Annotated in this window: 15 protein-coding genes; 2 read left to right on the top strand and 13 right to left on the bottom strand. The window is 70.6% G+C overall.

Translation table 11 applies throughout. The annotated features are described in order from the left end of the window. Nucleotides 1-6: 6 nt before the first annotated feature. The 6 genes from KPL57_RS58850 to KPL57_RS58825 form a co-directional block, all read right to left on the bottom strand. The gene (locus KPL57_RS58850; RefSeq protein WP_226358719.1) at nt 7-303 is read right to left on the bottom strand and encodes a hypothetical protein; all 297 of its coding nucleotides are present in this window, start codon (nt 301-303) and stop codon (nt 7-9) included. A 50-nt stretch (nt 304-353) separates the two neighbouring features. Then, a complete protein-coding gene (locus KPL57_RS58845) occupies nt 354-1391 on the bottom strand; it encodes a hypothetical protein (protein ID WP_226358718.1) in 1038 nt (345 codons plus the stop codon). 53 nt (nt 1392-1444) lie between these two features. After that, nucleotides 1445-1891 (bottom strand): hypothetical protein, encoded by a 447-nt coding sequence (locus KPL57_RS58840; RefSeq protein WP_226358717.1) that lies wholly within the window; start codon nt 1889-1891, stop codon nt 1445-1447. Nucleotides 1892-1920: 29 nt separating this feature from the next. Then, complete coding sequence (locus KPL57_RS58835; RefSeq protein WP_226358716.1) at nt 1921-2361, bottom strand: hypothetical protein; 441 nt, start codon at nt 2359-2361, stop codon at nt 1921-1923. A gap of 102 nt (nt 2362-2463) precedes the next feature. Next, complete coding sequence (locus KPL57_RS58830) at nt 2464-2850, bottom strand: hypothetical protein (RefSeq protein ID WP_226358715.1); 387 nt, start codon at nt 2848-2850, stop codon at nt 2464-2466. Continuing rightward, complete coding sequence (locus KPL57_RS58825) at nt 2847-3161, bottom strand: WhiB family transcriptional regulator (protein ID WP_226358714.1); 315 nt, start codon at nt 3159-3161, stop codon at nt 2847-2849. The genes KPL57_RS58830 and KPL57_RS58825 overlap by 4 nt, the downstream gene beginning before the upstream one ends. Nucleotides 3162-3453: 292 nt before the next feature. Between KPL57_RS58825 and KPL57_RS58820 the strand changes: the two genes are divergently transcribed. Continuing rightward, nucleotides 3454-4335: a Scr1 family TA system antitoxin-like transcriptional regulator gene (locus KPL57_RS58820; protein ID WP_226358713.1), complete on the top strand. Its 882-nt coding sequence runs from the start codon at nt 3454-3456 to the stop codon at nt 4333-4335. Nucleotides 4336-5237: 902 nt separating this feature from the next. Beyond that, nucleotides 5238-6350 carry a DUF2637 domain-containing protein gene (locus KPL57_RS58815; protein ID WP_226358712.1) on the top strand — a complete coding sequence of 371 codons (1113 nt, stop codon included), beginning with the start codon at nt 5238-5240 and terminating at the stop codon, nt 6348-6350. A 16-nt stretch (nt 6351-6366) separates the two neighbouring features. Here the strand turns inward: KPL57_RS58815 and KPL57_RS58810 are convergent, their stop codons facing one another. The 7 genes from KPL57_RS58810 to KPL57_RS58780 form a co-directional block, all read right to left on the bottom strand. Next, the gene (locus KPL57_RS58810) at nt 6367-6702 is read right to left on the bottom strand and encodes a hypothetical protein (RefSeq protein ID WP_226358711.1); all 336 of its coding nucleotides are present in this window, start codon (nt 6700-6702) and stop codon (nt 6367-6369) included. 236 nt (nt 6703-6938) lie between these two features. Then, nucleotides 6939-7550, bottom strand: a complete 612-nt coding sequence (locus tag KPL57_RS58805; protein WP_226358710.1) for a hypothetical protein — start codon at nt 7548-7550, stop codon at nt 6939-6941. Nucleotides 7551-8497: 947 nt separating this feature from the next. Then, complete coding sequence (locus KPL57_RS58800; RefSeq protein ID WP_226358709.1) at nt 8498-8638, bottom strand: hypothetical protein; 141 nt, start codon at nt 8636-8638, stop codon at nt 8498-8500. Nucleotides 8639-8852: 214 nt separating this feature from the next. Then, nucleotides 8853-9080: a hypothetical protein gene (locus tag KPL57_RS58795; protein WP_226358708.1), complete on the bottom strand. Its 228-nt coding sequence runs from the start codon at nt 9078-9080 to the stop codon at nt 8853-8855. Next, nucleotides 9077-10228 carry a C40 family peptidase gene (locus KPL57_RS58790; RefSeq protein WP_226358707.1) on the bottom strand — a complete coding sequence of 384 codons (1152 nt, stop codon included), beginning with the start codon at nt 10226-10228 and terminating at the stop codon, nt 9077-9079. Before KPL57_RS58790 ends, KPL57_RS58795 begins: the two co-directional genes overlap by 4 nt. After that, complete coding sequence (locus KPL57_RS58785) at nt 10228-11928, bottom strand: ATP-binding protein (RefSeq protein WP_226358706.1); 1701 nt, start codon at nt 11926-11928, stop codon at nt 10228-10230. Before KPL57_RS58785 ends, KPL57_RS58790 begins: the two co-directional genes overlap by 1 nt. Then, nucleotides 11925-12311, bottom strand: a 387-nt coding sequence (locus KPL57_RS58780; RefSeq protein ID WP_374203949.1) for an SCO6880 family protein, incomplete at its 5' end; no start/stop codon positions are given. The genes KPL57_RS58785 and KPL57_RS58780, both read right to left, overlap by 4 nt.

Below are 12311 nucleotides of genomic sequence, written 5' to 3'. Positions count from 1 at the left end.
AGCCGCTCAGCCGTGGCCCAGCGACGCCTTCGACGCCCGCGTGATCATGTGATTGGAGGTGAGGGCATCACGCACGATCTGCCCGCCCACACCGATCCGCTCCGCCACCAGCGACAGGTTGTCGATCACCGCCCCGACATGCGTGCCCACACCGTCGAGGCCGTCCAGACCGACCCAGCCATGACCTTCGAACTCGTCGGTGATCGACCGGTGGGTGCCGAGGAGCTGTTCCAGATCCGAGGCCGCGTCCCGCAGCGCGGCTGCGGCGTACTCGTAGTTGCCGTCCGCGTCCAGTGAAGCCATCTCCACGATCTCTCTTCCCGTATCGTCGTTTGTGCTGGTCAGGTGCCGATTCAGAGGACGGCGTGCGGGCCGGGCACGTACGGGGCCTGGTCGTAGGCGTCCCGGCCGCGGTCACCCTGGGCGCGCATCTGCTCGGCCAGCCCGCGGTACAGGCCTTCGGCGGCGTTCAAACCGGACAGCGAGTCGCCCAGTGGGCCGGTGACCTGGTCGCCCCAGCCGTCCCCGGCCAGCCGATCGGTGAACGCCGCCAGCTGCGTCTGGTAGACGCCACACGCATCCGCCGCCGCGATCAACCGTGCTACCGCTGCTTCATACATCCCATCGCCTCCAGAAGAAGAAGTGCCCGTACTCGCGTTCGTGCTTGCGTTCGTGCTGGTGGTGGTGCCCGGCGGCAGGTCTGCCGCCGGGGACGGACCGGTCGGAGAAGCCGGCGCCGACCCGGTCCCCGGCTCGGGCTCGGGATCAGCACCACGCACCTCGACACCCACGCCCACGCCGCCGCCATCGGCGCTGTCAGCGCTGTCCGGGGTGGGCAGACCGGGATCGTCGGTCGCGGTCGTGCCGGCGGCTCCCGACGCGCCGACCGCCGCCCGTGCGTGGCGTCGGCGGCCCCACGGCTGCGGGGACGAGGCGCCCACCGGCCCGGCCCCGCCGACGGGGCCGCTACCGCTGGCACCGCCCGCGACACCGCTGGCGCTGGTGGCCGGGTGCAGGCCGCGGGCCTGCGCCCAGCGGGCCCGCGCCCGATCCGCCCGCTCCATACGACGCTGCTGGGTGGCGCGCCAGCGTTCATCCCGCCCGGGGGCGGTCTCGTCGAACCAGGCCCGCCGACGTGCCGCCCGGTGCTCGCCGCGGTGCTGCGCGGCCCGGCAGGCGTCCGCCCACCGCGACGCGACCAGCAGCCCGAACGCGCACCGCCCCGTCGGATGCCCCGAGCTGGTGCGGGCACCGCCGCCGGCGGCGTGGCGCATCCGGGCCCGCGCCAGACCCGGTGGTTCCTTGCCGTTGCTGTAAGCGGCGGTGTCGGTGCGGCCCTTGGTCACGAAGAACGCCACCACGACACAGGCCAGGAAGAACGCCTCCACCACCTGCTCCTTCCTTCTTCTCTAGCGTCGTATCGACACACAGCTAGAACCGCCCGTCAGGTCAGCGACGCCGCGAGAGCGGCGATGAAGGTGTCCGCCGCGCTGTACAGCCGCGGCACACCGGCCAGGACGGTCCCCACCAGAGCGAGGGCGCCGACGACCAGCAACGACTTCGTCCGCGTCGCCGCCGTAATCCCCGACCCGCGCAACCGCGAGTACGCCCACAGACCTGCACCAGCGGCGACCGCACCCACCGCGGACACACCGACCAGCTGGACGGTGGCCTGCCCGGCACCGCTCAACGCGCCACCGGACAGGGCGGTGAACAGGGCGCCGAACCAGCCCGCCGACGCGCCGCCGACGCCGAACCCGCCGACCACCGCCAACACAGCGGCGACCTTCTCCCAATCCACACCCTGACCAGGCACATCCAGATAGACCAAGACGACCGCCAGGACCAGCGCCAGAGCACCGAGCGTGAGCATCGAACTCGGAATGAACATCGACCACGACATCAACGATCACCGTCCTTTCAGAACGCGCAGGCGAGTAGGACGACAACGACGACGGTGACCACGAACCCGGACGGCTTGTCCCGGATGACGTTCGACACCCAATCCAGCGGGAACACCACCGCCAGCGCGGCCAGCGTCAGTACCGAGTGCGCCGCCCTCACCAGCGGATTACTGGACGTGGTCCAGTCCCCCGACCGGGAATACGCCCAGGTCTGGGCATACGACGGCGGCGCCTCGTTCCACCGCGGCCGCGCCTCCACCACGTCACTGACGACCTGGGCGATGCGCTGATCCCACGGCGCCAACGGCACCAGCACCGGCTCCACCAGGCTGTCGGCCTGCTCCTCACCGGCCGCCGTCGTCGCGTCCGGATCGACGACATACAGGCCCGGCCGCGCCGGGCCGTCGGCTTCCTGAGTGTGCTGCTGGTCAGATGCGGGCTGCGGCACGACGACCACCTCCCAGCTGCTCCCGCTTACGGCAGCGGCCACAGACCTGCGCCGCCCGGCCCGGCGGAATCTCGAATGACCGCGTACACACCACGCACCGCCCGCGGACCTTCACCGCCGCTCACCACCTGCGGCCAGCACAGCGGCCCGCCGCTGCTCGGCACGGGCGGCCTGACGCTCCTTCGCCCGGACCGCCTTACGCGCTGCGGCCTCCTGGGCGTCGTGAAGCTCGACGAACAGGTCCGCGAGGTCGTCGGCGATCCGATCCAGCCGGCGTTCGATGTCCGGGGACAGCGTTGTGCGGATGCTGGTCATTGCCGGGATCGCCGCGCGGACAGCGCTCAGCGCGGCTGCTGCGCGGGCGCCGGGCGTGCTCGCCCGGCCGTACGCGGTCGTGAAGATGTCCCGCTGGGCCACGATCCGCCGCAACGCCGCGAACGCGCTCCGCGCTTTCACATCCTCCGCCGTAAACGGCGGCGTCTCCACCACGGTGTTCATGCCGCGACCACCGGACGCGTCGGCTCGACCACCGCAGACACCTCTGCATGGCGCTGGGCGGTGCGCTCCTCGCGCGTGGTGCCGCCCCAAATGCCGTACTGGCCCGTCGCCGTCGCCCACTCCCGGCACGCGACACGCACCGGGCAGCCGGTACACACCAGCCGGGCCTGCAACACACCCAGCTCGCTGAACGGGAAGAACACCTCCGTGTCGACGCCGAGACAGTGCCGCCCCGGATGGGACGACAGCCCGACAGGGACCGGGACTGTAGGTCCCGGATCATCGTCAAAGACAGGACTACGCTCGACCACGTGGGCCACCTCCTAGCACTCCGGGGTGGCCCGCAAGGGTCTCGACGGGGTGTCTTCCCGTCGGGGCCCGACCACCTCTCATCGATGCACGCACATCGATGTTGATTCCTGACAGCGTCAAGTGTTGAGCGGCGACGGCAGCCCTGTCAAGAGGCAACGCGAAACCTGAACCGCATCGCTTGCCGGGGGAGACGAGTCCAGCCCTAACATCAGCCGACTAGGCCGAACAACGCCTCAACGTCTACCCGCCCGAGCAGCAAGCCCGAGTCGACACAGCCACAGGAGGTGCACCTTGACTAACGACAGGCGACAACTCGGCGAACAGCTGCAGCGATACCGAATTAAGGCCGACCTCTCTGGGCGCAAGTTGGCGGCGGCACTCAACTGCGACCAGTCCCGGATCAGCCGAATCGAATCTGGAAAGACTCGCCTATCCGCAGAAGAGGTGCAGAGGTGGCTTAAAGCCACCTCTGCACCTTTCGAAGATTACGGATCAGTGCTATCTCTCGTAGATTCGATCACATCGAGCCCGCTTCCTTCTAGAACTCCAGCACTAAGAGGGTGGCGGGCGCGACGCACTGATCGCGCCGCCATCGAACTAGAGGCAGAAGGAGTTCTAGTAATACAGAGCGCATTCGTCCCCGAAGTGCTCCAAACTCCTTCCTACATGAACCGCTTCACGCGCATGAGCACAGGGCGATCGAAGCAGAGCGTGAACTCCCAGATGTCGACCCAGATCTCACGTCAAGAAATCCTCCACAAAAGTAACTCGCGCTTAGAGATAGTGATCTTCGAAGGCGCATTACGGCGACGTATTGGGAGTCGCTCGGTCATGCTCAATCAGCTGGATTGGATTGCGGCGATCGTCCGCCGACAACAAGTCGACCTCGCCGTACTGCCCACCAAGTCTGAAGCTGGCGAAGATTGCGACACTGGAATTGAAATTTACTTAAGTCCCGACGGGAGGGGCGACAACTTAGTCATGACCGCCAGCGGGGACGGTCCCAACAGCGACCAGACGGTCGCGCAGCGCTGCATCGACCAGTTCCGCGCCTACCAGCGTCACAGCTGGCGTGGTGACCAGGCGATCGAGTTCGTTGAGGGCCTCGCGCGGGAGATGGGCAGCGGCGAGTCCAGCAGCGGTGACGCTGGTGAGGATCGTGACGGTGCGTGATTGTCCAGTTGTCCAGCTGGACAACGGACCGGGCGTGCTAGCGTGCGTCCTACGCGCGTGCGTGCACGCACGCGCGTAGGACGCAGAAGTCCAGCTGCTTGTCCAGTCTTTGTCCAGTGGTTTGTCTAGCTGCTGGACAAGCACAGAGCGTGACGCAGGCGCCCGCAGCGTCTTCCCGGGTCGGCGCTTCCAGACCGCCCATCGGGGCGGCGATGCCCAGTCCGCAAGTCCATGACGTGACAGGGCGAGCACCCCCGGCGAGCACCCCGGCGAGCACCCCCGGCGAGCACCCCCGGCGAGCACCCCCGGCGAGCACCCCCGGCGAGCCCCCCGCGAGCACCCCGGCGAGCACCCCCGGCGAGCACCCCCGGCGAGCACCCCCGGCGAGCACCCCCGGCGAGCACCCCGGCGAGCACCCCGGCGAGCACCCCCGGCGAGCACCCCCGGCGAGCACCCCCGGCGAGCACCCCCGGCGAGCACCCCCGGCGAGCACCCCCGGCGAGCACCCCCGGCGAGCACCCCCGGCGAGCACCCCCGGCGAGCACCCCCGGCGAGCACCCCCGGCGAGCACCCCCGGCGAGCACCCCCGGCGAGCACCCCCGGCGAGCACCCCCGGCGAGCACCCCCGGCGAGCACCCCCGGCGAGCACCCCCGGCGAGCACCCCCGGCGAGCACCCCCGGCGAGCACCCCCGGCGAGCACCCCCGGCGAGCACCCCCGGCGAGCACCCCCGGCGAGCACCCCCGGCGAGCACCCCCGGCGAGCACCGAAGAACGGTGGCCCGGGACTTCTTGTCTTTGCCGGTCGCATACGGCCCCGGGCGGACACTGCGCATTCATGGTCGGCGGGGTCGTGTAATGTCACGTGCGCCACTACACGGGCGGCGGAGGAGCGGGATCGGTCATGACTGTTCATGAACTCAGGCCCACGAGCGGAAACGGCGAGCCCGGCGTGGGCTCTGCCGGTGAGCTGTGGGCCGGTCGGGAACAGCAACTGATCCCGGAGGAAAACCTCCCGCAGTCGGGGCGTGCTCGGCAGACATTGTGGGCGTCGGTGTGGCCGCGTGTTCTCGCGGTTCTTGTGGTGGGTTCTGTGGGTCTTCCCGCGGCGGTGGCGTCGTATTGGCATTTGCAGGAGGTCGCCGCCCGGTTCAATCCGGGGTCGGCGTTGGCGTATTGGCTGCCGCTGTCGGTGGACGGGCTCCTCGCTGCAGCGCTGGTGGTGGTGTGGTCGCGCCGCACTCGGGGTGAGCGGGTCGGGTTCGGGCCGTGGGCGGCATTCGCGTTCGGGATGATCGTGACGTTGTTGGCGAACGCCGCCTCTGTTGTCCCGGAGAGTGAATGGGTGCGGGATGGATCGGTGTTGGCGTCGGTGGCGGCGTGGATGGTCGCGTTGTTCCCGCCGGTCGCGTTCGCGATCAGTCTGGAATTGATCGCGATCGTGCTGCGTCCCACCCGCGCTGCCCTCGCTGCGAGCCGGACGGTGGGGCCGGGCGTCGCTGGTGGCGCGGCACGCTGGACGGCCACGGCCGCCCCTGCCGGGCAAGTGTCGACCGCGGCTGTGGGCGCTGCGCACGAGGACCGCTCCGAGTCCTCGGCGATCTCGATGCAGTCGATGCAGTCGGCGTGGGCGGTGGAGGAGCCTGGTGCGGATCAGGGCGACACGGCGCCGCTGCCGGTGGTGACGTCGGGCCCAGCGCGGCGTCAGGACACCCCCGAGGGCGGCAGCGACGACGCGGCGGCCTGCACGGCCGTCGTGAGCGCGGTGGGGGAGACGAAGCTGGCGAAGGCCGAAGCGCTGTTGGCGGCGGCGTGGGCCCGAGGTGAGGACCTGTCGCTGTCCGAGGTCGATCGGATGATCGGCGGGAACCGCACGGCGGCGAAGGCCAAGCGCAGGCTGCGGGACCGCGGCATGCTCCCGCCCGCGGAACACGGTCTCCCGTCACAGCGCGCTGGTGCTCCTGACGCTGCACCTGCTGGCTCTGGTCGGGTGGGTCCGCGGATGGTCCCGGCCTGACCGAGCCTGCTGGGTGTCAGGTCCAGGTCACGGTGATGACCAGCATCGCGGCGACGATGACCAGGCCGAGGATCACCAGGGTGAGCCACGGCCCGGTGTCGGGTCGGGCGGTGGATGACGCGGCAGCCGATGACGTCGCGGGCGCTGGGGCCGTGTTCGCGCTCTGCTGAGCTGTGGCCCGAGGACGGGCACGGTGGTCGTGGGTCAGGGCGTCGTGCAGGGCGGCGCGGTTGAACACGACGGTGTCGGCGGTGGCCGCGGCTTCGGCGGCGGTGCGGTCGGGTCCGGACATCCAGGTCGGCCAGGGCAGCCGATCGTTCTGGGCGGCTGGGTCGTTGCGTGGTGTGTTCATGTGTGCACTGTGCGCGACAGGTGACGTGGGTGTGTGAGCAGGTCCCGGGTGCTGCGGCGTCGCTGCTCTGGCCCGCTTTGGCCCTGTCGGCGGCTCGTGGGCAAGTCGACCCGGACCGCAGCCCGCCCCTCGGGGCGGGTGAGGACCGGAAGCGGCGCGGCAGCACCGTTTTCGGTACGGCGCCGTCTTCGGTGCAGCGGGTACCGCCCGCTGGGTTCAGGACTGGTTTGTGCTGGTTATCGCCATGCTTTTGGGTTGAGTCGTCGTCGGTGGCCGGTCGTGGACGGGGTGCTGGTGCGGGTGAGTAGGTGGGCGCGGGTGGACTCGATCAGGGCGCGGGTGGCGGCCGAGCGCTGGTAGGGCTGCGCGGCGGCGGCCTGGGTGGCCCGGCGGTGTTCGTCGTCGGTGATGCGGTCGGTGGCGGGGCGGTCGTGGTGGCAGCGCAGTGGTGGGTCGTAGGAGCCGCCGGCGGGGTCGTACGGGTCGAGGACATAGCCGTACTCGTCGCATTCGGGACAGGCGTCCCGTTCGCTACGGGCTCGCTGCGCGGCCTCAGAGCGCTTCTGAGCGGCTTCGGTGGCCTGCCGGGCCTCCTGGGCCTGCATCCGCTTACGGACCGCTCCACAGCCGCCACAGGGCCCATCGTGGGGGTCCGGGGCGGCGAGGTGCCGGGCGCAGCGCCAGGTCTCGCGCCGGGCCGGGTCCGGCTCCAGCACCGCGGCGCTGGGCGCCGGCTCTGTCGGCTCTGTCGGCGCGCTCGCGGCCGGGGCCGGGAGCGGGGCTGCGGTCGGGTGCGTGGCCAGGGTGGTGGCCAGCTGCGCGGCGACCTGGGCCAGCGCCGTAGTCACGGCGCCCAGCTCACTCACCAGCGCCGCCGAGGGGGTGCTGGCCGACGGGGTCGCGATCGGGGGATGCGGCGCGGTCAGCTCCGGAGCGGGGGCGGGGTGTGGCTCTGGTCGAGGGCTCTGGGGGTGGGGGGCGTGGACGGGCTCAGCGACCTCGGTGGTCGGGCGGTTCGTGCGCGCTCGCGCCCTCCCCCCCTTCGGGTCGTTCAACTTCAGGTCGTTCTGTGCCGGTTTTTCGGCAGATGGGTATGCCGCAAAATCGGCATACCCCCCCAATGCTAACGACTCTGGGGGTCCCCCATTTGGGGGATCTGCCGTTTTTGCGGCATACCCCCTACGACCTGCGGGTTCTTGACCGGATCGGGTCGTGCCGTGGCTTACGGCGTCGGTGGTGCGGCGCTGCGGGCGGGTCGCGGCGCGGTTCGTGGCGGGGCAGGCGCGGGCGGGCTTGGGTGCCGGTGGCGGGGGGCCGGCGGGGCGTGCGGCGAGGGCCTTCGCGGTGGCTTCGGCGTCTTCGGCGGCGACGAGCGCGGCGAGTTCCTGGGTGCTGCCCAGGCCGGTGTAGCCGGGCGGTGGGGCCTCGTGGACGGTGTAGATGTTGCGGCGCCCGGTCGCGGTCGCGACGGTCTCGACATCGACCGCGCCGATCTTGACGAGCTCGCCGATCGCCGCACCCACCGTGTGGGCCTTGGACACCCCGAGCCCGCGGGCGAGCAACCGCTGCCCCGGCCAGGCCCGCTCATCCCCGCGCTGGGTGTTCACAAACGACCGGAGCAGCACATAGGCATGGATCGCCCGCGGTGACACCCCGGACAGCGCCACCCAGTCCCCGACCGTCGTGTACGGGAACCGACGCCCCTCCCGCAACACATCACCCTCCCCGGGCTGTTCCGCGCCGGCGTAGCCGCCGCTGTAGCCGGTCCCGGACGGGCGGATCATCGCCGACGCGCTCATCGGGCACCACCGGTCAGGACGAGAACGGCCAGGCCAGCCGCCGCAAACGGGGCAACCACCACCGGCGGCGAGTACAGCTGGTCGAGGTCGAGGTCGAGGTCGAGGTCGAGGGGGGTCTCGACGCTTCGGTGGGTCATGGTTAGAGTGCCCCTTGCAGTTGGGACCAGCAGCAGCAGCAGCTAAACCAGCAGCAGCAGCGGCAACGCTGATCATCGGTGGCTGCGGCGCCCTTTTTCTTTGCCAAAAGTGCTGGGGCGCCGCAGTCATGGACTGTGAGCTGAGCGTAGCGGGCCGGGGTCCGGTCAGGATCGCCCGCACCACCTATCCCAGGATCGTGCCGCTCCACCGGGCCTACGCCGCCCGGCCCGTGCTGCGGTGGTCGCCGGCGGTGGGCGTGAGCCAGTAGGTCGCGCAGTCGCCGCAGACCAGGGCCTCGGCCGGGCCGAACATCACCGTTCGCGGTTCGTGGTCGCATGCCGGGCACCGGTAGCCACCAGCGGTGTCGTCCCATCGCAGACCGAGCGCGTCGGTCGTCGTGTTCGCGGTGAGTGCGACCGGGCAGACGACGGTGTGGGTCATGGCGTCGTGCCTGCCGCAGCAGCCGCAGGCGCCGGCGCGTTGGTCGGCGCGGGCGCGTGGACCCGGCGGATGTGAGTGATGTCACTTTCCCATTCGGTGAGTGGTTGTAGGACGACGCCTCGGGTGGTGTCGTAGGCGTTGATGACCAGGCCGTGGCCGACATACATGCCGTTGTGCCGAGGATTCTCACTCGTGCCGAGTGAGCCGGGGATGAACACCAGGTCCCCGGGCGCGATGTCCTGGAGGCGGACCGGTGTCCCGGCGTGTTTCTGGCTGACCGTCCCGGCGGGCAGGGCGACACCGGCTGAGGCCCAGGCGGCGAGCATGAGTCCGGAGCAGTCGAAGCCGTCCGGGCCGGTCCCGCCCCACACATACGGTTTCCCGAGCTGGGCCAGGGCGTAGCCGACCGCGGTCCGCGCTACGGGATCGGTGGGTGCGGTGAAGCCCGGTGGGAGCGTCGTCGCATCGACGACGCCCGCACCGCCCGTGCGGAGTCCGGCGCCGCCGGAATCGGGGCAGGCATAGACCGTGGAAGCGAGCTGCGTGTTCGTGGCGACTGAGCTGTCGGTGCCCGGTGGTAGCGGTACCGGGTTGTCCGCCCCCACCCAGAGCTGCTCGACCAGCGCCGCGGCCGGGCCCTCCTGGGGGGCGTAGCGATCCGGGAACGCCGAGCGCTGCACCGCCTGCGCCGCCGTCCCCGGTGCCATGGTGTGCCATCCGGGCAGCGCGATGAGGCGGTCGAGGAAGGAGTCGGTGGCCGCGACCGGGTTGAGCACCCGGGCGGGCGGGCCCCAGCCCTGGGACGGGCGTTGCTGGTAGAGGCCGAGGGAGTCGCGGTCGCCGTAGGCGACGTTGACCAGCCGGGATTCGACGATGACGGTGGAGAGCGCGATCACCGCCGCTCTTCTGGGTAGTTGTCGTTCCACGACCCGGGCGACGATCGTGGCCGCGTTCTCGGTCTGCTCCGCACTCCAGGCGACCCCGTCCACGGACTGTGCCCCGCCCCCGAGGCCTCCGTCGGGTCCGCAGCCGAAGCGGCCCCCGGCGATCCCCAATGCCGCGATCACGGCGAGCCCGCCGAGCGCAGCGGTCACCAGCAGCACCACCGACACCCCGAGCCCACCGGCCACCAGCACACCCCGGCCCACTACGACTCCTTCGTCAACGAGTCGTTGACACCGTCGGTCCCGGTGGGGTCGCCGCCGGCCTCGGCGCACTGCTGGTCGATGTCCGGGCTGCCGGTATCGTTGATGCTGGTCAGGGCCTCGGCGCGAGGTCCTGAGCGCATGCCGGCGTCGGTGTCGAAGATCGACTTTTCGGTGCCGGACAGGACGGTTTGGATTTTCATGCCAGGCCGGTTGTCGAGTTTCCACAGTGCCCGGCCCTGGGCGGCCATGGCCCATCCGGTGATCGCGGCTTGCTCGGTCTCGGACAGGCCGAGCTGGTCGGCGAGGTCGTCGGTGATGGCATCGGATTGGCCGAGCAGGATTTTCGTCGAGCACAGGGCGAGGAAGTCCCGGGCGATCGCGGCCTCGTGTGATCCGGCGGCGCCGACGGCGTGGAGGTCGGACGGCTGGTGCATGATCAATAACTGGATGGTGCGATCACTGCGGGACAGGCGTAGGTCGGCGTTGATGGCCTGGACTGCGCGTAGGCCCAGGCCCATTTGGCGCCAGACCTCGTCGCGGACCACGATCCGCGGCGCCCCACCCGCCCCGCCGGTGCCGGTGTTGTCGACGGTGTTGTGCAGGGTGGTGAGCATCGACGACCACATCCCGAGGCAGGTCAGGGCGACGTTCATGGCTTTGTCGCCGAGTGGGTCGAGGCGGGACAGGTCCATGGATTGGATGGGGGCGTCCCAGTCGAGGTCGAAGTTCGTCTCGGCGTCGAACAGCCCGGCCAGCGGCCCGGTGACCAGGTTCGACAGGGCGTCGGTGACCGCCCGAGTCTGCGTGGTGAACTCGGTGCGGTCGACGAACCGGGTCCCGGCCCACAAGTCGGTGTCGGGGTCGGCGAGCAGTCCGGTGACCTGCGGGATCGTGACCGGGCGGAGCTGGTCGGTGGTGTCATCGGCGCCGAGCAGACGCCGCAGGACCGCGTGCAGGACGTACTCGTCGGTCACCGACGGGACGTGACCCTGGGCCGCGGCCAGCGACAGCAGCAGCCGGTTCCAGCGCCCGAGGATCACGTCGAGTTCGCGGCGTTGCCGCTCCGTGCTCCAGGCCGGCCAGTATGTGCGCAGCGGCCCGAGGTCCAGGGCGTTGAGCCGCCGCGGTGACCCGGGCCCGAGCGCGATCGGTTCAATCCCGAGTGCGCGCAGCACCGGCGTGTACTCGCCCTTCCGATCACCACTGATGAGGGTTTTGAAGCCGAACGGCATCATCCGCAGGCAGAACGCACACACCGTGGACGATTTCCCCCGCCCGGGCTTACCGAAGATCATCATGTTCGGGTTGGTGACGATCTTTCTCAGGACCCACTCGGGCGGGTGGGTGTAGAAGGAGCCGCCGGTGGCGACGTCGTAGCCCATCCGGGCGCCGACCGCGGGGACACCGTGCGCTGCCAGCAACGGGAACAGGCCGCCGATCTGGTCGGTGGTGGCCCGGAACACCGGTAGGCGTCGGGCGGCATCGACCGGGGCCCAGCCCCGACCGAGCTCCCGGTGCCCGCGGCGCGGATCGAGGTTCCAGGCGACACCCTCATCCAGGGCGCCGGTCTCCGGCGGTGCGGCGATGGTGAGCTGTTCGGTGGTGAGGTCGGTGAACGCGGTCAGCAGTTCGCCGGTACTACGCGACACCGGCACACTCCGCCGCCGCCGCGTGAACATCCTGCTGTTGAGCCGGGTCATCGTTGCCACCGCCGGTTCGGCAGACCGGGGAGGCCGTAGCCGACGGGCAGGCATGCCGCGGTGAACGCGGCGTCCTGGGTGAGTTCCAGGCGCAGCAGGCCGAAGCGGTCCGCGGCGTCGTTCTCGATTCCGGCCGCGGCGTCCTCGATGCCCCAGTCCGCCCAGTCCGACGGGACGGTGGTCGCGGCGGCGATGGTGTAGCGGACCAGGGCGTGCCCGGCCGCGACCGCGGCCTCGTGGGCGTGCCCACCAGCGTGGCGCTGCTGGTCTTCCACGGTGGTGCCGAACCCGCGTGTGGCCTTCAGGTCGGCGATCAGGGTGTCGCGGAACCGGTGCGGGCGAGACGTGTCGGCGGGCATGGACGGATCGAGGACTTCGTAGTG

Source organism: Pseudonocardia sp. ICBG601, assembly GCF_020496245.1.
This window is presented reverse-complemented; position numbering and strand designations above follow the sequence as displayed.